The organism is Acinetobacter sp. CIP 101966 (assembly GCF_000369725.1).
Taxonomy (GTDB): Bacteria; Pseudomonadota; Gammaproteobacteria; order Pseudomonadales; family Moraxellaceae; genus Acinetobacter; species Acinetobacter lwoffii_Q.
The window spans coordinates 646,337-669,660 of the sequence record NZ_KB850159.1; the positions used below are offsets into that span (position 1 = coordinate 646,337).

Annotated in this window: 18 protein-coding genes and 2 rRNA genes; 2 read left to right on the forward strand and 18 right to left on the reverse strand. The window is 42.6% G+C overall.

The window, feature by feature from the left end; all coding sequences use genetic code 11:
- Positions 1-9: 9 nt before the first annotated feature.
- The 3 genes from tsaB to F891_RS05945 form a co-directional block, all read right to left on the reverse strand.
- On the reverse strand, positions 10-675 hold the full coding sequence (tsaB, locus tag F891_RS05935) for a tRNA (adenosine(37)-N6)-threonylcarbamoyltransferase complex dimerization subunit type 1 TsaB (RefSeq protein ID WP_005262590.1): 666 nt from the start codon (positions 673-675) through the stop codon (positions 10-12).
- A gap of 136 nt (positions 676-811) precedes the next feature.
- Positions 812-1,339: a gamma carbonic anhydrase family protein gene (locus F891_RS05940; RefSeq protein WP_171066341.1), complete on the reverse strand. Its 528-nt coding sequence runs from the start codon at positions 1,337-1,339 to the stop codon at positions 812-814.
- A gap of 24 nt (positions 1,340-1,363) precedes the next feature.
- Entirely contained in the window at positions 1,364-1,972 is a 609-nt protein-coding gene (locus F891_RS05945) for an NUDIX hydrolase (RefSeq protein ID WP_004279164.1), read from the reverse strand.
- Between the two features lie 123 nt (positions 1,973-2,095).
- Here F891_RS05945 and F891_RS05950 point away from each other — a divergent pair, with 123 nt between their 5' ends.
- Entirely contained in the window at positions 2,096-2,644 is a 549-nt protein-coding gene (locus tag F891_RS05950; RefSeq protein ID WP_161785319.1) for an NUDIX hydrolase, read from the forward strand.
- 59 nt (positions 2,645-2,703) lie between these two features.
- Here the strand turns inward: F891_RS05950 and F891_RS05955 are convergent, their stop codons facing one another.
- The 6 genes from F891_RS05955 to F891_RS05980 all read right to left on the reverse strand — a co-directional run bounded on the left by F891_RS05955 (position 2,704) and on the right by F891_RS05980 (position 10,906).
- Positions 2,704-4,635 (reverse strand): putative pilus system protein FilF, encoded by a 1,932-nt coding sequence (locus F891_RS05955; RefSeq protein ID WP_005262597.1) that lies wholly within the window; start codon positions 4,633-4,635, stop codon positions 2,704-2,706.
- 21 nt (positions 4,636-4,656) lie between these two features.
- Complete coding sequence (filE, locus tag F891_RS05960; RefSeq protein ID WP_005262598.1) at positions 4,657-5,841, reverse strand: putative pilus assembly protein FilE; 1,185 nt, start codon at positions 5,839-5,841, stop codon at positions 4,657-4,659.
- Positions 5,842-5,848: 7 nt separating this feature from the next.
- Positions 5,849-7,513 carry a putative pilus system OmpP1/FadL family transporter FilD gene (locus F891_RS05965; protein ID WP_004646033.1) on the reverse strand — a complete coding sequence of 555 codons (1,665 nt, stop codon included), beginning with the start codon at positions 7,511-7,513 and terminating at the stop codon, positions 5,849-5,851.
- 12 nt (positions 7,514-7,525) lie between these two features.
- Complete coding sequence (locus F891_RS05970) at positions 7,526-8,731, reverse strand: putative pilus system protein FilC (RefSeq protein WP_005262601.1); 1,206 nt, start codon at positions 8,729-8,731, stop codon at positions 7,526-7,528.
- A 34-nt stretch (positions 8,732-8,765) separates the two neighbouring features.
- Positions 8,766-9,599 carry a putative pilus system C39 family peptidase FilB gene (locus F891_RS05975; protein ID WP_005262603.1) on the reverse strand — a complete coding sequence of 278 codons (834 nt, stop codon included), beginning with the start codon at positions 9,597-9,599 and terminating at the stop codon, positions 8,766-8,768.
- 188 nt (positions 9,600-9,787) lie between these two features.
- Positions 9,788-10,906 (reverse strand): putative pilus system protein FilA, encoded by a 1,119-nt coding sequence (locus F891_RS05980; RefSeq protein ID WP_005262610.1) that lies wholly within the window; start codon positions 10,904-10,906, stop codon positions 9,788-9,790.
- A 259-nt stretch (positions 10,907-11,165) separates the two neighbouring features.
- Between F891_RS05980 and F891_RS05985 the strand changes: the two genes are divergently transcribed.
- On the forward strand, positions 11,166-12,497 hold the full coding sequence (locus tag F891_RS05985) for an anthranilate synthase component I family protein (RefSeq protein ID WP_005262611.1): 1,332 nt from the start codon (positions 11,166-11,168) through the stop codon (positions 12,495-12,497).
- 109 nt (positions 12,498-12,606) lie between these two features.
- Here the strand turns inward: F891_RS05985 and hisC are convergent, their stop codons facing one another.
- From hisC to F891_RS06030, 9 genes are all read right to left on the reverse strand, one after another.
- Complete coding sequence (hisC, locus tag F891_RS05990) at positions 12,607-13,695, reverse strand: histidinol-phosphate transaminase (protein WP_005104909.1); 1,089 nt, start codon at positions 13,693-13,695, stop codon at positions 12,607-12,609.
- 148 nt (positions 13,696-13,843) lie between these two features.
- Positions 13,844-15,148 carry a histidinol dehydrogenase gene (gene hisD / locus F891_RS05995; RefSeq protein ID WP_005104910.1) on the reverse strand — a complete coding sequence of 435 codons (1,305 nt, stop codon included), beginning with the start codon at positions 15,146-15,148 and terminating at the stop codon, positions 13,844-13,846.
- Between the two features lie 186 nt (positions 15,149-15,334).
- The gene (hisG, locus tag F891_RS06000; protein WP_004646025.1) at positions 15,335-16,036 is read right to left on the reverse strand and encodes an ATP phosphoribosyltransferase; all 702 of its coding nucleotides are present in this window, start codon (positions 16,034-16,036) and stop codon (positions 15,335-15,337) included.
- Positions 16,036-17,292, reverse strand: coding sequence for a UDP-N-acetylglucosamine 1-carboxyvinyltransferase (gene murA, locus F891_RS06005; RefSeq protein WP_005262612.1), 1,257 nt, complete (start codon positions 17,290-17,292; stop codon positions 16,036-16,038). Before murA ends, hisG begins: the two co-directional genes overlap by 1 nt.
- A gap of 7 nt (positions 17,293-17,299) precedes the next feature.
- Positions 17,300-17,551, reverse strand: coding sequence for a BolA family iron metabolism protein IbaG (ibaG, locus tag F891_RS06010; RefSeq protein ID WP_004730742.1), 252 nt, complete (start codon positions 17,549-17,551; stop codon positions 17,300-17,302).
- Positions 17,552-17,684: 133 nt separating this feature from the next.
- Positions 17,685-18,017, reverse strand: a complete 333-nt coding sequence (gene hpf / locus F891_RS06015; protein WP_004730744.1) for a ribosome hibernation-promoting factor, HPF/YfiA family — start codon at positions 18,015-18,017, stop codon at positions 17,685-17,687.
- 184 nt (positions 18,018-18,201) lie between these two features.
- Complete coding sequence (locus F891_RS06020) at positions 18,202-19,653, reverse strand: RNA polymerase factor sigma-54 (protein WP_005262613.1); 1,452 nt, start codon at positions 19,651-19,653, stop codon at positions 18,202-18,204.
- A 198-nt stretch (positions 19,654-19,851) separates the two neighbouring features.
- Positions 19,852-19,966, reverse strand: a 5S ribosomal RNA gene (gene rrf, locus F891_RS06025).
- 216 nt (positions 19,967-20,182) lie between these two features.
- Positions 20,183-23,080: ribosomal RNA gene (locus tag F891_RS06030) — 23S ribosomal RNA — on the reverse strand.
- Positions 23,081-23,324 lie beyond the last annotated feature (244 nt).

Here is a 23,324-nt window from a genome sequence, read left to right on the forward strand (position 1 = left end):
CCTAATTAATTATGCTTTGCCTTGTTCTGGAATTTTTTTCCACGCGTTATCGCGTAAATATACGGGTAATGCCAATTCTGCACTGACCCAGTTTTCTGCTTGTGCCGCTGCAAGTGCAATGCTGGCGATATCCTGTGCGGTCGCATGCACCTCTTTATAAATTGAAGTTTCGCTTTGTACCAGTTCAGCACCTGAGCCAACTGGGGTAAAGCGCACAGCTTGGCTGCCTTCTGCATAACTTAATAGTTGCTCATCATCGACCGGTTGCATAATCCCTTGTGCATCCAGTTGATAGCTCGCGATATAGACTTCGCTCATACGGGCATCCAATACTGCAGACACTTCAGTCAGACCGTGCAGACGATAAGCCGCCTGTGCCAAAGCCTGCAAAGTCGACACCGGAATCACCGGCACATCATTGGACCAAGCCAAGGCCTGAGTCACAGCAGCATTAATACGCACACCGCTAAAAGAACCTGGACCACGACTAAAGGCAATCGCGGTCAAATCAGCAATGGCCAGCCCAAGATCTTGCAGACCTTGTTCAATCATCGGGAGAATCGTTTGCGTTTGTGCCTTGGCGCGCGCATCAAGCTGAAAAAATAGTTCTTGAGTATCATCGATTACAGAAACGGAACACTGCTCATTGGCAGTCTCCAATGCCAGCACTTTCATGCACAACCTTAATTCAGAGAATATAAAAAACGCGGATATGATACTCCACTCATATCCGCTACGCGAGATTTTCCCGAAACAGATACAAAAATGCCTAGAAAATCTAGGCTTATGATTCACTCATTAAAAAAGTGCCTTAGAGTTGCACTTCTTCCAAATCCTGAAATTTCTGAAAATGCTCAGCATAATGCATGGCGCTCATTGTTAATTTTTGAACACTGTCATCATCCAGCGTTTTTACCACTTTACCGGGTGAGCCCATCACCACGGAATTGTCTGGAATCACCTTGCCTTCCGGAATCAAGGCATTGGCACCAATAATACAATTCTTGCCAATCACGGCATGGTTCAAAATGACGGCCTGAATTCCGATCAGGCTATTATCGCCAATGGTACAACCATGCAGCATAGCCTGGTGCCCAATTGTCACATAATTGCCAATATTCATCTCGATGCCGGCATCCGTATGTAGTACGGCATTTTCCTGCACATTACTAAAGTCACCCAATTTAATTTTACTGTTATCTGCACGTACTACGGCACCGAACCAGATACTGACTTGTCGTCCAAGCTCAACTTGTCCAATCACTGTTGCCGTCGGTGCTATCCAGCCATCCCAGGGCTGATGTGTAGCGGTAGGTAAGTATCCCTGAAATTTGTACAACATTGATAAAATCCTGTTCAATGGTTAAAAAAATTTGGAGCGTTTAAACGTTGGAGAATTAAGCAAGAATGGCCAGTCTTTTTTATAATCCAGCCCATATTGAAATAAAGAAATCAGCATACGTGCGGTCAAGCCCCAAACCACTTCATTTTCTACCCGCATACTCGGAAAATATAAAGATTGCTGGGCAAAGCGAACTTCATAAGGCGTAGGCGTCACTTCAAGCAAATGCTGCAATGAGGCAAAGAAAATCCGGTCGATTTCCGTCGGTTGTGGAATCAGCTTCACTTGCGGAGGAATCAGTCCCACAATCGGTTTGACCAGCATGCCATTGCGGGCTTTTTGCATGGGTAAATCACCCATTAAATGCACATCAAAAGGATTGAGTGCCGTTTCCTCATAGGCTTCCCTTAAAGCCACCACAATATTACTGGTATCTTGCGGATCGCGCTTGCCACCCGGAAATGAGACTTCTCCAGCATGATTATTCAAATAAGCTGAACGGCGCGTCAGCAATACTTTCGGATCAGCTTCATCTGTAATTGCAATCAACACGGCAGCATGAGCAGATCGGATACGCTTGGAAAAACGTAAGCGTTGCTGCAACCTTTGTGTCAATTCACATGCATCCATTCTTTCAACCCTGACGATGATCATAATTTCATCATAGCTGATTTTAGTCGGGGCGGGAGAGAAATGATGCCAAATTTTGCTTTTTCAGTTATCCTGAGCATACTTTTATCATTGATGATGAATATGAACTTCTGTGTGAATTGTGGACATAAAACCACTGCTAAAATTCCTTTGGGCGATCAGCAAATTCGCAGCGTATGTGATTCATGCGGCTCTATTCATTACATTAATCCGAAAGTAATTTGTGGTGCTTTAGTCTTATTCGAAAACAAAGTGCTGTTGTGCCGTCGTGCTATTGAACCACGCTACGGCTTATGGACTTTACCTGCTGGCTATATGGAACTGTTTGAAACCATGGAGCAAGGGGCTGCACGGGAAACCCGCGAAGAAGCCGAAGCTGAAGTAGACATTGAACAGCTTTACTGTATGTATAATATTCCGCGTATTGGTCAGATTTATGTGCTATTTAAAGCCAATCTGATTGATGGAAAATTTGGTGCGGGTGAAGAGACCATCGAAACACGTTTATTTGATGAAGCAGATATTCCCTGGACTGAACTTGCCTTCCCGAGTGTAGAACATACCCTCAGACATTATTTTGAAGACCGTAAAAATAATATTTTTCCAATGCATCTGGAAACCTTAGGCACGCGTCTAGACCACACGGGTTAAACCTAACATGCATAAAAAAAATCCCATACTAAGATGGGATTTTTTATTTTTAAGGAATATTATTTGGCTTTGACTTGGTAGCAATCCGCAAGTTTAAACTCAACCGAACCACCGTTTAATTTTGCCAGGCTAATATCTGCCGGTGTTTCACCCTCATTGTTATTATTATAAACTTTTTGAAAACTCGCATAGGTATTGGCCCATTGTACCCCATCACCTGCCGAATTCAGGAAAGTTACACGCCCATTCTGGCCGACATTAGTATCCAACACATTAGACAAATTGAGCAGTGCACCACCGATCACAATCGAATCCCTAGAATCCGGTGACGACTGGATGCGTGAGTCTACCCCTACCAATGCGCCATTGATATTACCAAACTTTTCATTGGCCAGAATCAGGCGCATGGAAACCGCTTTATCAGCGACAAATGCACGTCCCAAAGTCCCGAGGCGGTATTGTTGTATGTCTTGATGATCTAAGAGCGTATCTGCCAACACATCACCCTTACAGCCATTCACCGGATCAGTCGCGAAATTATTAGAGGATTGCATATTGGTGCGTACATCACCATTACTGTCAATTACAATTCCTAAAGTAATTGGGCTGACAGTGCTATCTGTAAATTTAAATTCCAGATTGGCATACATTGGGAAGATATATTTCTCCTTATCTCCCACGTTCTGCGCTGTTTTAAAGACCTGACGATCCAGATAACTAATCGGGAAAATCTTATAGAGATCAACGCTTCCCGTATAGTTTTCACCATCGGCCTGCAAACGCCACAACCCCAAGTTGGCTTGATCGGAAGTATCCAGCGATTTTTTGTCAGTCACCACCTTATAGAAAGCTTCTTTACCCGCGATCACATAATCATTCAATAATCTGCCTTGATACAACTCAAGCTGAGTCGCATTATTTGCGACATTCAGGCGGTAAGGCGTGTTAATGGTTTTACTGGTTGGATGAATCCATGAACTTTGTGGATCAGCGGTCATTTGTACCGGTTTCACCTTACGGATGAGTTCAGCATTAACTCCCCCTAAGGAGGATAAATTTTCTTTCGCCACTTTTGACTGAGTATCACGCCATTGCAGGCCACTGCCAAAGGTATAGCCCTGGCGATCGGTAATCAGCATAAAATGGCCAAATAAATATTTAGTATTCTTATTCTTAATATCACAAGGGCTTTGATTACAACCCACCAGTCCATCTGAACCCGTCAGGTTACTTCCAATCACGCCGGATGTTGAAAATAATGAAAATTCTGGCTGATACACAGCTGCGTTGGCAATCGTCACCAGTTTTTTGACTGTGGTAAAAGCAACCTCATCCGAAATTGTGCTGATATCAACAAAATCTTTGATTTTAGTCGCCAAATCAGTATCAGTCAGACTAATATTTCCACTGATTTTAGCCAAATTTTTGCGCATGTCTTCAGTAATATATAAAGGTTGCACATCAGATGGATTAACAATACTTCCCTTTTGTAGTGCCAAAGCTTGCAGAATTTTAACCAGACGCATGGCCACCTGAACGGTAGGATCACCAGGCTCCAAGTTACTTACCCGACGTCCGCTAATCCCACTCGCAATATCAATCACACTTAAACGTGGCAGCTGAGTCTGGGCACTAAAACTGGCATAATCACTGAGTTTTATTTGACCTAAATTAATCTTATTCGAACCAAAACTTTGAATAGAAAACTCAATATTATCGGTCTTTTGGCAGGTTCCAGAAGCTACCCCATTTTTACTGTCAAATAAGGTAATAAACGTATTTTCTGTATCGCCACTACAGTTGAAATTTAAACCTTCAAGCGGATACTCCAGTCCCCATTCCACACAGTTAGTTTCACCGGGGGTACAAGCACCATTTTCCGTAGCTTCATCACCTGGTTCTTTTATAACATTGGCACTTTCCCCACCACATCCGCTCAGTGCCATTAAAAGTGTACTTATAGCAAATGGAAATAATATTTTATTTTTCATATTCTTATACTCGAATAGTCCTTATCGAATGGCGACTAATTTTAGTTGTCCATGATTTGTCAGCATCTTGTCTTCAACATCTATCGCGGAGGCCAAAGGCGTCAATAATACATATTCAGTTTGTGCAGGAATCTGGAGAACCCCTTCGATACGCTCATGTTGAATAATATTCGCCTGTCCTTCCTGATTTTTAAAACCGCCCGCTCCTTCAAGCACACAGCCACGACTGTCTAAAAATACAACAAAAGGCCAATAATACGTTGGATTTTTCTGGCTAGAGGCATAAGAGTTGATCTGAATATTCTGGATATCGAATTGAAGCTTGACCACTTCAAAATCAAATTCGTCTGCTTTAAGAGGCGCACGAGGCCACAGGTTAACTGCTTTTTTAAGGCTGATTTCTTTCGCTTTTTTAATTTTCTTATCAGTAAAACACTGCATGCCCAAGCTATCGATAGTCTCCGACTGTGAAATACGATAATAACTTTGGGCCAGTACCACAGGACCGGAATCTACTTCTGGAGTTTGAAACAAGGATTTTAATACGGATTGTCCCACCCCTTTTTCACGTTCAATTGTCTGGATCCGGGTAGTTCCGATATTTTTATCTACTACTCCTTCGAGCATGCTGTAGAAACGTTTTTTGCCTTCTAAATTAAATTCTTTATTTTCCAGATACTCACTATCCACATATTCAATGCCTTCAACCTGGCTAAATCCCGGTTTTTGTATGGTAGCAACAGAAGATCCAGTTTCAGCATCAGAAATTTGAGGAGCTTTAGATTCAGGTATTAATTGTGGTGTAGACTCAATCTGTGCTTGTGCAATATGCGGTTGTACTGGTTGTACTGGTTGTACTGGTTGTACTGGTTGTACTGGTTGTACTGGTTGTACTGGTTGTACTGGTTGTACTGGTTGTACAACCATATTATGGCCATGCTTAGGTTTAACTTGTCCATTTTCTACGACGGGCACTTTTTCTAAGTCTTGCTTTACAGGTGTGGAATGAACTGCTGCAATTCCTGCTGTTTTCGACAATCGAGATTTGTCCTCAGTTTTTTTCTCTGCATTATTACGGGGTACGACTAATGGTCGTCCATCCGGACCAATAATCGTAATAAATTCTTTAGCGCTTATATAAAAAGACACGGATACCAGACTTAATGCCAGTACCGCTGTCAATCCAACGTTCCCTGTCTTGATCATTTTTCCCTTACCAACGAGTGCGATAATTCAAACCTAAAATTGTAATTTTGGTATCTGTTTTTACGTTTAAACCTGCATATGGGTTCAATAACAGGTTATTTACCCCGGTCTGGTTGGCTAAACTACTGGTATTTGCTGGAATCTGATCTTTGCTACGCAAGAAACCAATTGATAGATCCAGATCAGTGTCTGCATCAAATCGGTAACCTACACCTAAACCAAATAACTGCGCACCATTGATCGGTACCATGGTATTACGCTTATTTTTCGGAATAGCACTGGTACGTGGCTCATAACCTGCCCGAAGCTTCAAACGATCTGTAGCGGAATACTCTATCCCGATACCGAAGTTCCACGGCGATTCAAATCCCATCGGTAAAGCCAAGGTTGAGTCAGTAACATTGGCGGACAAAATTTTGGCAATTTTTAGAGCTGAAATGGTACGATCAAATTCGAATTTGAACTCATCCCAAACCTTGTAGTCTGTCCAGCCAATATCAAAATTGACTTGCAAATCTGGCATCACTTTATATTTGATACCTGCCTGAAAATGCGCCGGATATTCAAAATCCATCGACACCAGACCTGATTCACTTGATGGTATATAATTTGGAAAGCCAAGAATAGCCGCCAGAATCTGACCGGTTGGCGAGGTCATCAAACCTTTGATCATTTCCTGAGGGGCTTTGGCATTATCAATATGATATTTACCTTTTAAGCGCATTTTCGCAGAACTTTGGTAGACCATACCAAAACTAAAATCTTCGCGCGGTTCCCACAATATTCCCAGGTTATAACTTGGGCTTAAGTTTTGCTCAAGCTCCAGTTGCATTTGACCAAACTTGCCAAATGGATTCATCCCCTCATCCGCATTACAGATCCCGAGCAAAAGAATATCTGTAATAATGTCGGAATTTTCTTTAAACGGCGTACACACAACTTCGTCGATCATACGCAACATCCCGATCAACTCATTCGGGAAACGCAAGTCCGTTTTCATCCCGATGGCTTGATAAGACATCCCGATAGAAGCACCAATCGACAGTTGGTCATTGACCTCATAACCGATGGATGGTGACAGATAGGTAATCCGCTCTAAAGCAACCTGCTGCCCCATAAAGTTTGCCGGGTTACCATCTTCATGACCAAAACCTGCCATGAGAGGAGCATAAACAGCAGTCGCATAAGTGGCTTTAGATCCAGGTGGATTGTATGCAATCCCCATGGTCGGTGCAGTCAAAGGAAGGCCTTCCCCTAAATCCACCATTTTTTTCAGAAAAGGGACATAAAGGCTGACATATTCCACATCGCCTTTGACCGGACCTTTAAAATCGGTACACAAATCAGATGAAACTTCAGGTCCGTCATTACAGACAATAGGATCATCAGAATAGCCAAATACGTTATATCCGGCGGGTACTGAAAACTCACGCTGGATATCAAAATTAGCCACAATGATTTGCTGTTCGGTTTGCAGCCCATTAATTTTAGTCAGTGCAGCCGGGTTAAAGTGGACCGCATTGACCCCTGGAGGATCTGCAGTGACAGCATTCCCCATGGATAGTGCACGTAAATCAACTGAAAGGTTGGTTCCCAATTGTGCAAAGGTATAACTTGAACAGCCCGCAAGAATAATTCCTGTTAATAACGGGCTAAGTCGAATGTTTTTCATACGACACCCCTATTAACTAATTTTTTTACCAAAACCTAAAATATCAAGTGGGAATGACAGTCCCAACGAAACATCCGGTGCATCTTCGGTCAGCCCTAGGCCAACGGTACCATTCACAATGGTTTCTGGAGAGACTCGCACACCTAAGGAAATTGCAAAGGTAGAACTGGTCTGATCCGCAGCAGAATAACTTTCACCAGTGTTATAGTTAAATTCCGCACCGGTATTAAAGCTTTGCTGATAGGACATGGTCATCGAAACGTCATAGTTAAATGAATATGCGAAACCAAAGGCAAAACCTCCACTAACACCAGGTTCAAACTCCTCAATAATTCGGCTACCTCGACGCTGGTTTAGGCCTGATTCTTTAAAACCATAGTTCGCAGAAACTGATGCAAACAGCACGACTGGATCAATGTATTTACGCGTACTGGCACCTACTCCAGCAGAGTAATAGCCCTTTCCTGCTGCTAGATCTGTCGCGGCATTAATTTCATAAGGACTGTCACCCGTTTTAGTCGACAAATTTGCAAATAAAATCAGAGGCAGACGACCCGCTTTTAGTGGAAAGGGTTCCCAGCGAGCACCCAAACTAATATCGCCTAAACCTGCAGTAGACGTATCTTTTAACAAGTCAGTTTTGGCCACTAAAGGTAAGGATGCAGTCAAGGTCAGGTTATCTTTCACGCCATATTGGAAAGTGAAAGTATTAGTCATACTATGTGTTGCATTTTCTTGAACACGTAGTTGATACAATTGGCCCTGAGCCATTTCTATATCGAGTTGAGTGTCTCGATAATAGGTATAATCAATATCGTAATATGATGAAATTTCGCCTTGTTTAATCAGGGAGTATTGACGTTCATTTGACGTAAATACTTCTTCCAGATTAGCTGCCTGAGTAGCATCCCCTTCTTGTTGCTGTAAAGCTTGAGATGCATCTACGACTTGGCCAGCCTGAGTCTCTACAGGTGATGCTGTTTCAACGACCGCCTCTTCAACTGCTTCATATTCACCTAGTTCTGATTCTTCTGCAGTCTGCGTTTCGACCTGCCCGGTTTGAGCCGGTACAGATGCAGCAGTTTCAACGACAACTTCCTCATCAACCGTTTCGTATTCACCTAGTGCTGGTTCTTCTGCAGCAAATGCAACGCCCATTACCATTTGAATGCTCAGTGCCAAGAACGTCTTGTTCATCCATTTACTGTTCATATCCATTTCACCATTTTAATTTTTATTACTGTTTTTCATTTTATTTATTCTTGTAATACAGTCTCAGGAAGTTATGTTGATATTCCCCAAATTTTTCTGACTCTGTATTACGATTACGGTCCATACGGATCGTAGAAGCTTTATCAGCAATTTTGTCCATATAAAATTGTGGATACTGCATGTCAACCAAGGCATAGCGATTGATCGTAGCATCTTCTACATGACGCATATCTGATTCTTTTAATGCTAGAAATTTTTTGCGATATTGTTCAGGTACATTAATCAGGAACAAAGTGTTATTTTCCCAAATATCCTGAAAACGCCGTTCCTCAAAACTGATATTACCAAGTGCTGGATCTGCAACATAAACCCGGCCATTTTTATAACCTTTATAAACTACAAAATGCTTAAATCCTGCATAGGAAATCGGAACAATGGCGGGCTGATCTTGATTAACTAAATCTTTGAACTCCCCTCGATAGCCTCCACTTTCCAACCCTAAGGCTGACACAAAGCGCTTCATATCAAGCAGAGAAAAACTACGGCGTTCAACAATTTTATCCGTTTCACCGAATTTCATCAGCCCACTCATGACTTGCTGCTCATCCAGCTGCGTACCGACATAACCATTGAGCAGGGTCGTAAGCGCTGCCGAACCACAACTATAATCATAAGCCTGACGTACAATGCCCTGAAACTGATCCAGAAGTGTCGGTTTTACTTCTACAGCTTCACGGTGCATACGTACAAAAGAGTCATTTCTTGAATCAAGAACTTCAGTATAGTGAACAGCACCATTTGGCTGTTTTTTGATATCCAGAGCTTCTTTGGCAGCGTAATACATCAATGCCGAGCCTAACGCGATCTCTAACATAATTATTAACTTTTCTTATAATGGGCATGATGCGCCTATTTTTCTTTTTATAGAGCATTCACTCTACTTCCCTGTAACTAGAAAGATACCTTCTTTTTCAAAAAAATACAGCATTTTTTTTATTTTTTGGATAAATGATTTAGTCATAAAAAAAACGCGTGTAAACACGCGCTTTTTTTAAATGAAGATTAGTGACCTGAAATAGTAATAACTGCGCCTGGATGGTATGTACCTTGCGCTGGACTATAATAAGTCTGCATTCCTTGAACTTCCATATCACCAATTGATGCAGCATCACGGCTACCTAAATGAATACCTTTCACATAGTTATCATGCGCACCACTTGTACTGACAATACGAATAAAACCTTTATTTACAGTTGACTCACCAAATACACTAATATTTTGATTTAAAGTTAAATTTTTAGAATTAGCATCTGTAAGCTTGATACTGTCGATAAAGATTTCACCGGGACCATCCGTTGTTACACCTGCAGCAATTGTTGCACCATCTGTTGAATTATCAAGAATACCCAAATCGTTGATTGTTAAACCACCAATCATTGTCGCATTCAACTTGATCATCGCGCCTTGAGGTGCTGCACCCAATTGAATGTTTGCAGACATAGGACCTGTTTTAAGAGATAAGCCAGACAAAATGTCATTAACCTTGCCTTGACCACCACGACGAATAGTATTTGCATTAGCAGCTGGTTCAGCACCACTTGATACAACACCAATTTTACCAATACTGATGTCTAAGCCTGAAACTTCAGCTGCAATGTTAATGAACGGATCACCACCATTTGCATCTGAATCAATTTTTAAATCCATAAGGTTGCGCGAAGCTAGTAAGTAAGCCCCATTGTCATCATAGTTTGCACCAACAACAACACCATGGTTTTCATTCTTATGACCTACTTCACCATTACCATAGATTACGATTGCAGCAGCCCCACCTGTACCACCTAAGCTGACATCTTTTGCAACAGGGTCATATGAAGCGGTTCGTGTATTGATATTTACTACCGCTCCACCTTGATTCGTTGCCAATGTACCAGTTTTATATACAACACCACTTGCATCTGATAATAAACCAGTTGACTTCATTGTAGAACCAGAAGATAAACCATCATTGTCATGAATAAATAGTTTTTCAATTTCAATTTTTGAAATACCGATACCAATACTAATACCGTCTTGACCCGTTGTTTCGCTTAGAGATGCATCATCCATTGCTTGCATCGCCATCGCATTGGCACTAAATGCAACTGAAGTCGCTAAAACTAATTTTGTAAATTTTTTCATTGTTTACTCTCCCAAGAGTACTATTTTTTTTGGTTGTGAATTACTCAGTGTTTAGGCTGTATTTTTTATTTTCTGACAGCTTAAGCATCTTTCCTTGAGTAATTTGCTAGCCCACTTAAATTAGCGTCGAGTCAGTTTTTGATCAACTGTTGTTGGTCGCAATCTGTCGCTTACCGATAAACGGTATTTCATGATTTAAAAATATTTTCCTGACTTCTTGATATAAAATAGTGAGTCATATTGAACTCTCCATAACTGAATGACCGAAACTCTCTATCATCGTCCCTTAAAGTTTGAATCACGTCTGGTTACAGATCTATTATCCGCATTGAAGACATTAGATCATCTGGTGTATTTAAATAATAATGGTCAGCCTTTTATTGCCTGCTGCGCTCAAGAATATTTTGTTGCGCAGACATCACAAATTCAGTCTTTTAAAAGAACAGGGATTGAACAATATCAACCCAGCCCATCTGAATTTAATTTAGCAATCGATGCATTAAAAAATCTTCAAAAGAATGGATTTCATGGAGGTTATGTTGGTTTTATCAGCTATGATTATGCGGCTCAACAATATATTCATTATCCAGATCGTCCTCAACCTGGTTTATTTATTGGTCAATTTTCTTCCTACATTAAACCAACCCCTGATGGCTGGATGTTCTATAGTGAGGATCCACAGGCAGAACAGATTTTCAATCATATTCAGAACTTACTTAACCAAGATAAAATTCAACCGACATTTCACTTAAAAAATCCTTGTAGCTCACGCTGGACTAAATCTGTCTACACTCAGGCTTTTCAGAAAATTCAGGACTATATTGTTGCAGGTGACTGCTATCAGATTAATCTGACCCAAGAATTTAAAGGTCGAGCCCAAGGCTCCCTTTTAGCGACTGCCCAAGCATTCTGGACATTAACCGAAGCGCCCTATGCGGGTTATCTGCGTATTGGTGATTTTGAATTACTCAGCTGCTCACCCGAGTTATTTATTGACTTCGAAAAAAATCGGAAAATTATCACCAAACCAATTAAAGGCACCATGCCACGCTATACAGATCCAGTGCTGGATGAACAATCTAAACAAACATTAAAAGCATCGGAAAAAGATCAGGCAGAAAATGTCATGATTGTGGATTTATTACGTAATGATTTAAGTGTGTATGCGGAAACAGGTTCGGTTAAAACACCCAAATTATTTAATATCGAAAGTTTTAATCAAGTACACCATATGGTGAGCGAAGTTGAAGCGACCTTAAAAGCAGATATCAATCCTTTCGAGGTGTTAATGTCAGCCCTACCAGGTGGCTCAATTACGGGTGCACCTAAAATTCGTGCCATGCAGATTATTGCTGAACTGGAAGGTGCAGCACGTGGGGCTTATTGTGGATCAATGGGTTATTTTAATTTTGATGGTACCGGTTCCTGGAACATTCTGATTCGTTCCATCCAAAAATATCAAGAAGATGTTTCTTTATGGGCGGGTGGTGGTATTACCATTTCTTCGGATTGTGATGCAGAATATCAAGAATGTTTTGATAAAGTTTCAGCGATGCTGGATCTGTTAAATACGTGGTATCAGCCTAAATAAATAAAAAGCGAATCATTTGATTCGCTTTTTTCTACAAATCCACCCTAACCCTCCTTTACTCAAAGAGGGAACTCCTCCCTTTTCAAAGAGAAGCTAGGAGGGATTTTAATCACACCAAAATCTCATTTTTTAGCGTATCGACTAAACGCTGATTTTGCTCATCTGTACCAATGGTAATTCTTAAGAACTGGTTAATACGTGGCTTGTTAAAATAACGCACGATAATGCCACGTTCACGCAACTCCCTTGCAAGCTCGCCTGCATCCGTAGATGGCAATGAGGCAAAAATAAAGTTGGCACTCGATGGTAAAACTTTAAAACCAAGCTCATTTAATTGAGACACCAACTTTTCACGACTGACGATAACTTTCTGATTCTGTGCTTCAAAGTAGGCCTGATCTTCAAATGAAGCGACCGCTGCAGCAATCGCAAAACGGTCCATCGGATAAGAGTTAAAGCTGTTTTTGACTGCTTCAAGTGCTACAATCAAATGTGGCTGGGCAATCGCGAAACCTACTCGCAGACCTGCAAGAGAACGTGACTTCGATGTGGTTTGACACACGACTAAATTTTCATATTTCTCAACCAGCTTGACTGCTGATTCGGCACCGAAGTCGACATAGGCTTCATCAATCACCACCACTGAATCCGGATTGGCTTGCAGAATTTCCTCAATCGCCGCTAAGCCCAGATCAATACTGGTCGGTGCATTAGGGTTAGTGATAATAATGCCACCATTAGCTTGTTTATAGTCATCTACCACAATTTCAAAGTCATCATTGAGTGGCAAGATTTTGGTTTTGACGCCAAAAAACTGACTATAAACCGGATAGAAACTATAAGTAATGTCTGGATAAAGGACAGGCTGTTCTTGAACAAAAAATGCTTTAAAGATATGTGCCAAAACTTCATCTGAGCCATTGCCGACAAAGACGGTTTCAACAGGTACATGTTGCTGTTTAGCGATTGCCTGTTTTAGCTCTGATGCATCCGGGTCAGGATACAGACGCAAAACATCCGCCGAATTCGCAAGTACCTTTTGAACTGCTTCTACCACTTTGGGTGATGGTGGATACGGATTTTCATTGGTATTAAGTTTTAAAATATTCTGGATTTTTGGTTGTTCGCCTGGGGTATACGGTTCTAATTCACGTACTTCAGGACTCCAAAAACGCATTTGTTCTGTTGTGATATTCATTTTATATTCTCTTTAAACCCTCTCCTAACCTCTCCCTGAGCCATATATGGCGCAAGAGAGGAATTTTCATTAATAAAGACACAAGATTTTTGTGGTTTAAATTCTCCTCTCCTTTTAGGAGAGGGTCAGGGAGAGGTTGTAATGCTATTTATGATTGATAACGATAACGTGCTGACTGTGCATGTGCATCCAAGTTCTCTTGTTGCGCCAAGATATCCGCAGTTTTTGCTAAAGTTTTTACACCTTCTTGTGAGCACATGATCAAACTTGAACGCTTCTGGAAATCATAGACACCAAGTGGCGATGAAAAACGCGCAGTACCTGAAGTTGGCAAGACATGGTTTGGCCCGGCACAGTAATCACCAATGGCTTCAGGCGTATAACGACCCATAAAGATTGCACCTGCATGACGAATGCTATCAGACATTGCTTCTGCATCATCTAAACATAACATCAAATGCTCAGGCGCTACCTGATTAATCAAATCTGACGCTTCTTGACGGTCTTTTACCAAGACTAAAGCACCACGATTGGCAATCGAAGTACGGGCAATTTCCGCCTTCGGTAATGTTGCCAAGTGCATTTCAATCGCCTGTTCAACGGCATTTAGCAACTGTTCATCTGGTGTGATGAAAATGGCTTGTGCCACAGTGTCATGCTCAGCTTGCGAAAGTAAATCCATCGCCAGCCATTCAGCATTATTTTGGCCTTCGGCATATACCAGAATTTCAGAAGGCCCTGCAATCATATCAATCCCGACTTGACCAAATACTGCTCGCTTCGCAGCCGCCACAAAACGGTTCCCCGGACCTGTGATTTTATCAACCGGTGGGACAGTTTCGGTACCATAAGCCAATGCCGCAACTGCTTGCGCGCCACCAATCGTAAAGACACGCGTTACACCTGCCAGATATGCAGCCGCCAATACCAATGGATTTAAATCACCATTCGGCGCAGGCACTACCATAATAATTTCCGGCACACCCGCCACATGTGCAGGCACCGCATTCATCAACACAGAAGATGGATAAGACGCCAAACCACCGGGTACATAGATTCCCACACGATCCAGTGGGGTCACTTTTTGACCTAGCGTATTGCCCAAGGCATCCACATAGGTCCAACCATCCTGTTTTTGTACCTGGTGAAACTCACGCACGCGTGCTGCAGCAAGCTCTAAAGCTTCGCGTACCTCAGTCGTTAGCCCCTCAAAGGCAGCTTGTAGTTGTTCTTGGCTTAACTCTAGATCTGAAAATTGATGCGCCGGATGTCGATCGAACTGTTGAGTGAGTTTAAGAACTTGAGCATCACCATACTGACGAACATCAGCAATAATTTGATCTACAGTTTTTAAAAGTTCAGGATCATTAACAGTTTCAAAAGCCAACAAGTCAGCAAATGCTTGCTTGAAGTTTTGATCTTGGGTCGATAAACGTCGCATCAATTTACCCATCAGGTTTGAATTCGAAGGCTTTAGTTTACCTGTTTTCCAGACTTTTGTCGGCAGCTATAGTGCTCTAGCCCTATGAGTTTTATTGGAAATAACTTTTGGTAAAATTGATGAAAGAATTTACATCGTATTTATGTTCAATCGAATAAAAAAACCGCCCTGAAAGGACAGCTTTTTTAAATAGCAAGCTTAAGCCTGTTTGGCCTTTTCACGTTCTTCTACTGCTTTTTCAAGCTGTGCCAGAATCGGATTTAACAACGCTTGCTTACGCTTGAAGCTAGCTTTGTTTACGATTAAACGTGAAGACACTTTACAGATTTCTTCAAGTGGCTCTAAGCCATTGGCACGCAAAGTATTGCCTGTATCTACGACGTCAACAATGTAATCGCCCAGACCAACCAGTGGTGCAAGTTCCATGGAGCCATACAGCTTGATCACATCAACCTGCTCACCCAAGCTGGCATAGTATTGACGGGTCAAATTCACGTACTTGGTCGCAATTTTTAAGCGACCTTTAGGACGTTGCATCCCCACCTTACCGGCGGTCATCAATTTACATACCGCAATTTTCAGATCCAATGGTTCATAGACATTTTGCGCGCCATGTTCCATCAATACATCTTTACCGGCCACACCAATATCGGCTGCACCATTTTCAACATAAGTCGGTACATCTGAAGCACGTAAAATTAAGATACGAACCTGTTTATGCGTGGTCGGGAAAATCAGTTTACGAGACTTATCAGGATCTTCTAAAAGATTAATCCCTGCTGTTTCTAGCAAAGGTAAAGTCTCTTTTAAGATACGCCCCTTACTTAATGCCAAAGTTAAACCATGATCAAAATTGCCCATTACGTCAAAGTTTGGATCATCGTTTCTCATATCGCTCATTAATTTACTCGCTTAATTTGGGCACCTAAACTTTGTAACTTTGCTTCTACATCTTCATAACCGCGGTCAATATGATAAATGCGGTCAATCAGCGTTTCACCTTCAGCGGCAAGTGCTGCCAACACCAAAGAGAACGAAGCACGTAAATCTGTTGCCATTACGGGTGCAGCTGAAAGTTTTTCTACACCCGTTACCACAGCATCATTACCTTCAACCTGAATATTGGCGCCCATACGTGCCAATTCAGGAACATGCATGAAACGGTTTTCAAAAATCGTTTCAGAAATTGTTGCAAAGCCTTGAGCAATGGCATTCACAGCCATAATCTGGGCTTGCATATCGGTTGGAAATTCCGGATGCGGTAGAGTCTGGAAACTGACAGCTTTCGGACGTTTACCCAGCATATCCAGTTCAATCCAGTCGTCACCACGGGTCACTTCTGCGCCCATTTCTTCAAACTTGTCCAGCACCGCTTCCATCAGGGACGGATCGGTATGCGTGGTTTTGATACGACCGCCAGTGATCGCTGCCGCTGCCAGATATGAACCGGTTTCAATCCGGTCAGCAACAACCGCATATTCACAACCATGCAGACTTTCGACACCAGTCACGATTAAAGTATCAGTATCCAGACCTTCAATCTTGGCACCCATCTTGATCAGCATTTGCGCAAGATCAGTGATCTCAGGTTCACGTGCTGCATTGCGAATCGTGGTCACACCATCGGCCAACACGGCAGCCATCAGAATATTTTCTGTTCCACCTACAGTCACCATATCAAAAACGACTTCGCCACCTTTCAGGCGACCATCGACTTTGGCATGTACATAACCGGCTTCCACTTCAATCTCGGCGCCTAAAGCTTCTAAAGCTTTTAAGTGCTGATCCACAGGACGGGAACCAATCGCACAACCGCCTGGCAAAGACACTTTTGCACTACCATAACGCGCCAATAATGGACCAAGCACCAAAATAGAAGCACGCATAGTTTTTACGAGCTCATACGGTGCGAACTGGTTATCTAATGTAGACGTATCAGCAACAACCGTATCGCCTTCATAAGTCATGGTGATCCCAAGACCAGCAATCAGCTTCACCAACGTATTGACATCTTTTAGATTAGGAACATTTCTCAGCGTAATCGGGGTATCAGCAAGAATCATTGCTGCCAATAATGGAAGTGCTGCGTTCTTTGCACCAGAAATGCGCACTTCACCTTCGAGCTTGATACCGCCCTGAATTAAAAATTTATCCATTAAATGATTAAGCTCCAAATAAGCTTGCTTTGCGCCATTCTTCTTTTGTCATCGCGCGAATCGTTACTGCGTGAACTGCACCACTGGCAATATGGGCATTGAGAGGAGCATAAACAGCTTGTTGGCGTGCAACTGGACGCTTACCTTCAAATTGATCATCCACAATACGGAGATCAAATTTTCCGCCCTGACCACTCACAGCAACATCCGCCTCTGGAAAAGCGGCTTCTAAAATTTCAGCGAGCTGTTCATTATTCATCACAAGACCTCTTATAGGACTAAGGGTGTAAAACGAGCCATTTTACTATAAATAGCAAAAATAATTCATGGATCCATACATTATATATAAAAAAAAAAGAGGCTTTTAAAACCTCTTTTTCATCATTTGTCCTTTATAGGGCTAAAGGATGCTGCTGTAAATGCATTTCCCGGTATCGATCAATCTGCCGTTTCAATTTTTCGGTCAATATTTTAATTGAGGTATACATATCATCTGCGGTGGCGTGAGCAAAAAATTCAATGCCCGGTAATCGGATAATAGCCTCTGCGATATGATTACTACTGCCCTTTCTAGAGCGTTTATCAATTTGATGATCTTTCGAGAGTTTCACTTGCATACTATTCACCTGATCTAGGTGCTTCGTCATCTGTGAAAACTTGGTTTTTATACTTTCTTCAATAGCTGGCGTAATCGATAAATGATGTCCACGAATTGTTATTTGCATAGTTCTATCCCTCACCTTCGTTAGGATTAGAAGAGTCACAATATAAAATAATTTAAATACAGCAACTTATAAATAAAATATCCGTATTTTAAGTCCTGGATCAAATCATTTTACTGCTCCTCAAAAGAAAAAAAGATTCATTATGCTGTCATAATGAATCTCTAGAATAGCCAGATTTCAAATTTTAGATCAAGACTTTTCGTTCAGAAGATGAAGGAATATGTAACGATTCACGATATTTCGCCACCGTACGTCGTGCCACATCAATGCCTTCATCTTTTAACATATTGGCAAGTGCATTATCAGACAGAGGCTTACGGGCATTTTCTTCGGAAATCAGTTTTTTGATTTTGGCACGAATAGCAGTAGAAGATGCTTCACCACCTGAAGTAGTCCCGACATGACTCGAGAAGAAATATTTCAACTCGAACAATCCACGTGGGGTCAGCATATATTTATTGGTGGTTACACGAGAAACTGTAGATTCATGCAATTCGACTTCTTCGGCAATATCTCTTAAAACCAGAGGTTTCATGCCTTCCGCCCCAATTTCCAAGAACATTTTTTGATGTTCTACAATACAAGTCGCGACTTTCAATAAGGTTTTATGCCGTTCATCGATACTTTTGATAAAGTTCTTCGCTTCCAGCATCTGATTACGCAGGTACTGATTATCATCGCTTTGATCTGCACGACGAATCATTTTGGCATAAAAAGAATTGACGCGTAACTTTGGCAGTACATCCGAGTTTAAATTGACTTGCCAGCAGTTATTCTTTTTCATCACCACAACATCTGGCACCTGATAATCCGATTCCTTGTTTTCAAATTCCAGACCTGGATGCGGTTTTAAGGTTTTTAGCAAATCTACGGCACAGCGCAACTGTTCTGGATTTAAGCCAGTCTGTTTGATCAGCTTAGGAAGCTCATTGGTAATCAACAATTCATAATGTTGCAGAAGTTTGATCGCATCATTTCGGCAAGGGGTTGACGCAGGTAAATTATCAAGTTGAACCAATAGGCATTCTGCCAAGCTTCTAGAACCTACACCTACCGGATCCAAACGCTGGATATGCTTTAATACAACGGCAACCTCATCATCTTCAATTTCTTCTTCAGACCCCATAGAAGAGAGTAAATGTTGTACTGATGCAGTAATTTCACTCAACTCAGCATCTAAAAAACCTTTGTCGTCCAAAGAATCGACTATGCAATAAGCGATTAATTTATCAACCTGTGAAAAATTCAGCAGATTAATTTGTTCTAGCATATATTCTTGCAGGCTCTGATGCCCTTGACGATTATCTTCACGCTCTTCGAACTCGGCTGCCCCCAGACTTGTAGGTTGATGGGTATAGACATCATCCCAATCGGTATCTACAGGTAAGTCATCAGGCAGATGATCGGCATTAAGTTCATTGGTTAGATCGTGATTTTCATTATTTGATTCAATTGTAGATAAGCTTTCCAGGGTAATTTGCTCTTCAACTTTTTCTAATAGAGGATTACTATCAAGTTGCAATTGAACTTCTTGCTCCAATTCCAGACTTGAAAGTTGTAATAGCCGAATTGCTTGCTGTAATTGTGGAGTTAATGACAGCGAGTTCGCAATTTTTATGCCCACTGATAATCTCATTGTTACCCCCTTAATAGAAAATCCCGTTTTATAAGCAATTTTTATGCCGTTTTATTTTTTATAACATAGATTTACCAAAAAACATACAAATTGGATTTTAAATTTCTAGTCTTTCGCGACTAATAATTGTTTAAATACTTAATTTTTCGCATAAAAAAACACCCCCAAGCCTTGGCTTGAGGGTGTTTTCGAATAATGAGCTGGCGATGACTTACTCTCACATGGGTAACCCCACACTACCATCAGCGCTAAGAGGTTTCACTTCTGAGTTCGGGAAGGGATCAGGTGGTTCACTCTTGCTATGGTCGCCAGCACAACTGGTATGATTACTTACTGAGGTCTTATGGTTGCCTTAGCTTTCTTCAAATCTTGCACTCTGTTCAAAGCAGTGCTTTGAACATCGTTCATTAACAGATATATCTGAGTTGCAGTAGTTTGTTCGATTAGCTTAACTAAATCAAGGCTTCGTCTGATCGTTAGATCAATATGAAATCAATTGATGCTTTATATACAACTGTTTGGGTGTTGTATAGTCAAGCCTCACGAGCAATTAGTATTGGTCAGCTTCACATATCACTATGCTTCCACATCCAACCTATCAACGTCGTAGTCTTCAACGGCTCTTTAGGAGACATAAAGTCTCGGGGAAATCTTATCTTGAGGTAGGCTTCCCGCTTAGATGCTTTCAGCGGTTATCCCTTCCGAACATAGCTACCCGGCGATGCCACTGGCGTGACAACCGGTACACCAGAGGTTCGTCCACTCTGGTCCTCTCGTACTAGGAGCAGATCCTCTCAAATTTCCAACGCCCACGGTAGATAGGGACCGAACTGTCTCACGACGTTCTAAACCCAGCTCGCGTACCTCTTTAAATGGCGAACAGCCATACCCTTGGGACCTGCTTCAGCCCCAGGATGAGATGAGCCGACATCGAGGTGCCAAACACCGCCGTCGATATGAACTCTTGGGCGGTATCAGCCTGTTATCCCCAGAGTACCTTTTATCCGTTGAGCGATGGCCCTTCCATACAGAACCACCGGATCACTAAGACCTACTTTCGTACCTGCTCGACTTGTGGGTCTCGCAGTTAAGCGCGCTTTTGCCTTTATACTCTACGCGTGATTTCCGACCACGCTGAGCGCACCTTCGTACTCCTCCGTTACTCTTTAGGAGGAGACCGCCCCAGTCAAACTACCCACCAGACATGGTCCTCGTCCCGGATAACGGGACAGAGTTAGAACCTCAATATTACCAGGGTGGTATTTCAAGGACGGCTCCATCGCAACTAGCGTCGCGACTTCAAAGCCTCCCACCTATCCTACACAAGTAAGATCAAAGTTCAATGTCAAGCTGCAGTAAAGGTTCACGGGGTCTTTCCGTCTAGCCGCGGGTACACCGCATCTTCACGGCGAATTCGATTTCACTGAGTCTCTGCTGGAGACAGCGCCCCCATCATTATGCCATTCGTGCAGGTCGGAACTTACCCGACAAGGAATTTCGCTACCTTAGGACCGTTATAGTTACGGCCGCCGTTTACTGGGGCTTCGATCAAGAGCTTCGCTTACGCTAACCCCATCAATTAACCTTCCAGCACCGGGCAGGCATCACACCCTATACGTCCACTTTCGTGTTTGCAGAGTGCTATGTTTTTAATAAACAGTTGCAGGGGCCTGGTTTCTGAGGCTGTCGCCCGCTCAAGGAGCAAGTCCTATCACAGACAACAGCGTACCTTCTCCCGAAGTTACGGTACCATTTTGCCTAGTTCCTTCAGCAGAGTTCTCTCAAGCGCTTTGGTCTACTCGACCTGACCACCTGTGTCGGTTTCGGGTACGATTCCTGTGTAACTGAAGCTTAGAGACTTTTCCTGGAAGCATGGTATCAGCCACTTCACTGTACAAGTACAGCTTGCTATCAGTTCTCAGCATAGAGTACCCCGGATTTGCCTAAGATACATGCCTACAACCTTCCACCTGGACAACCAACGCCAGGCTGACTTAACCTTCTCCGTCCTCTCATCGCATTACACAGAAGTATTGGAATATTAACCAATTTCCCATCGACTACGCCTCTCGGCCTCGCCTTAGGGGTCGACTCACCCAGCCCCGATTAACGTTGGACTGGAACCCTTGGTCTTTCAGCGTGCGAGTTTTTCACTCGCATTGTCGTTACTCACGTCAGCATTCGCACTTCTGATACCTCCAGCAGACTTCTCAATCCACCTTCATCGGCTTACAGAACGCTCCCCTACCACGCATAATAAATTATGCATCCGCAGCTTCGGCATATAGTTTTAGCCCCGTTACATCTTCCGCGCAGGCCGACTCGACTAGTGAGCTATTACGCTTTCTTTAAAGGGTGGCTGCTTCTAAGCCAACCTCCTAGCTGTCTATGCCTTCCCACATCGTTTCCCACTTAACTATAATTTTGGGGCCTTAGCTGGCGGTCTGGATTGTTTTCCTCTTGACTACGGACGTTAGCACCCGCAGTCTGTCTCCCGGATAGTACTCATTGGTATTCGGAGTTTGCATCGGTTTGGTAAGTCGGGATGACCCCCTAGCCGAAACAGTGCTCTACCCCCAATGGTATTCGTCCGAGGCGCTACCTAAATAGCTTTCGGGGAGAACCAGCTATCACCAAGTTTGATTAGCCTTTCACCCCTATCCACAAGTCATCCCCTGGCTTTTCAACGACAGTGGGTTCGGTCCTCCAGTTAGTGTTACCCAACCTTCAACCTGCTCATGGATAGATCACCTGGTTTCGGGTCTATACCCAGCAACTAATGCGCCCTATTAAGACTCGGTTTCCCTACGGCTCCCCTATTCGGTTAACCTCGCTACTGAATATAAGTCGCTGACCCATTATACAAAAGGTACGCAGTCACCGGACACAATGCCGGCTCCCACTGCTTGTATGCATGCGGTTTCAGGATCTATTTCACTCCCCTCACAGGGGTTCTTTTCGCCTTTCCCTCACGGTACTGGTTCACTATCGGTCAGTCAGGAGTATTTAGCCTTGGAGGATGGTCCCCCCATATTCAGACAAGGTTTCACGTGCCTCGCCCTACTCGACATCATCATATAAGCCCTTTCGTGTACAGGACTATCACCGTCTACGGTCGCACTTCCCAGAGCGTTCCACTAGAACTTATATGACTTAATGGGCTCTTCCCCTTTCGCTCGCCGCTACTGAGGGAATCTCAATTGATTTCTTTTCCTAAGGGTACTGAGATGTTTCACTTCCCCTCGTTCGCCTTGCAACACTATGTATTCATGTTGCAATACCTACCTTATGGTAAGTGGGTTTCCCCATTCAGACATCTCCGGATCACAGGATATTTGCCGCCTCCCCGGAGCTTTTCGCAGGCTATCACGTCTTTCTTCGCCTCTGACTGCCAAGGCATCCACCACATGCACTTAATTACTTGACTATACAACCCCAAACAGTCGTTTATCCTTACAAGTAGGATAAGCAACAGAGCTTGTCTTGCGACTTACTCATACAGTTGGCGTTTCGTAGATTTAACTACTGTACAGCTTCAATTAGATTCATATACCAAAACGCTTGATTCAGTTAATTTCGCTAGAACTCATTTCCTTAATCTTCACATCACAGTAATAAATCACTGTTAGTGTTGATCTTAAAAACGAGTTTGAACAAATTATTTCAACTCA

Coding starts and splice junctions, on each gene's coding strand:
- F891_RS05950 (WP_161785319.1), top strand. CDS start 2,096: ATGAACTTCTGTGTGAATTGTGGACATAAAACCACTGCTAAAATTCCT.
- F891_RS05955 (WP_005262597.1), bottom strand. CDS start 4,635: ATGAAAAATAAAATATTATTTCCATTTGCTATAAGTACACTTTTAATG.
- filE (WP_005262598.1), bottom strand. CDS start 5,841: ATGATCAAGACAGGGAACGTTGGATTGACAGCGGTACTGGCATTAAGT.
- F891_RS05965 (WP_004646033.1), bottom strand. CDS start 7,513: ATGAAAAACATTCGACTTAGCCCGTTATTAACAGGAATTATTCTTGCG.
- F891_RS05975 (WP_005262603.1), bottom strand. CDS start 9,599: ATGTTAGAGATCGCGTTAGGCTCGGCATTGATGTATTACGCTGCCAAA.
- F891_RS05970 (WP_005262601.1), bottom strand. CDS start 8,731: ATGGATATGAACAGTAAATGGATGAACAAGACGTTCTTGGCACTGAGC.
- hisC (WP_005104909.1), bottom strand. CDS start 13,695: ATGAATATCACAACAGAACAAATGCGTTTTTGGAGTCCTGAAGTACGT.
- F891_RS05945 (WP_004279164.1), bottom strand. CDS start 1,972: ATGGATGCATGTGAATTGACACAAAGGTTGCAGCAACGCTTACGTTTT.
- hisD (WP_005104910.1), bottom strand. CDS start 15,148: ATGGGTAAATTGATGCGACGTTTATCGACCCAAGATCAAAACTTCAAG.
- murA (WP_005262612.1), bottom strand. CDS start 17,292: ATGGATAAATTTTTAATTCAGGGCGGTATCAAGCTCGAAGGTGAAGTG.
- F891_RS05985 (WP_005262611.1), top strand. CDS start 11,166: ATGACCGAAACTCTCTATCATCGTCCCTTAAAGTTTGAATCACGTCTG.
- hpf (WP_004730744.1), bottom strand. CDS start 18,017: ATGCAAATAACAATTCGTGGACATCATTTATCGATTACGCCAGCTATT.
- hisG (WP_004646025.1), bottom strand. CDS start 16,036: ATGAGCGATATGAGAAACGATGATCCAAACTTTGACGTAATGGGCAAT.
- tsaB (WP_005262590.1), bottom strand. CDS start 675: ATGAAAGTGCTGGCATTGGAGACTGCCAATGAGCAGTGTTCCGTTTCT.
- F891_RS05980 (WP_005262610.1), bottom strand. CDS start 10,906: ATGAAAAAATTTACAAAATTAGTTTTAGCGACTTCAGTTGCATTTAGT.
- F891_RS06020 (WP_005262613.1), bottom strand. CDS start 19,653: ATGAGATTATCAGTGGGCATAAAAATTGCGAACTCGCTGTCATTAACT.
- ibaG (WP_004730742.1), bottom strand. CDS start 17,551: ATGAATAATGAACAGCTCGCTGAAATTTTAGAAGCCGCTTTTCCAGAG.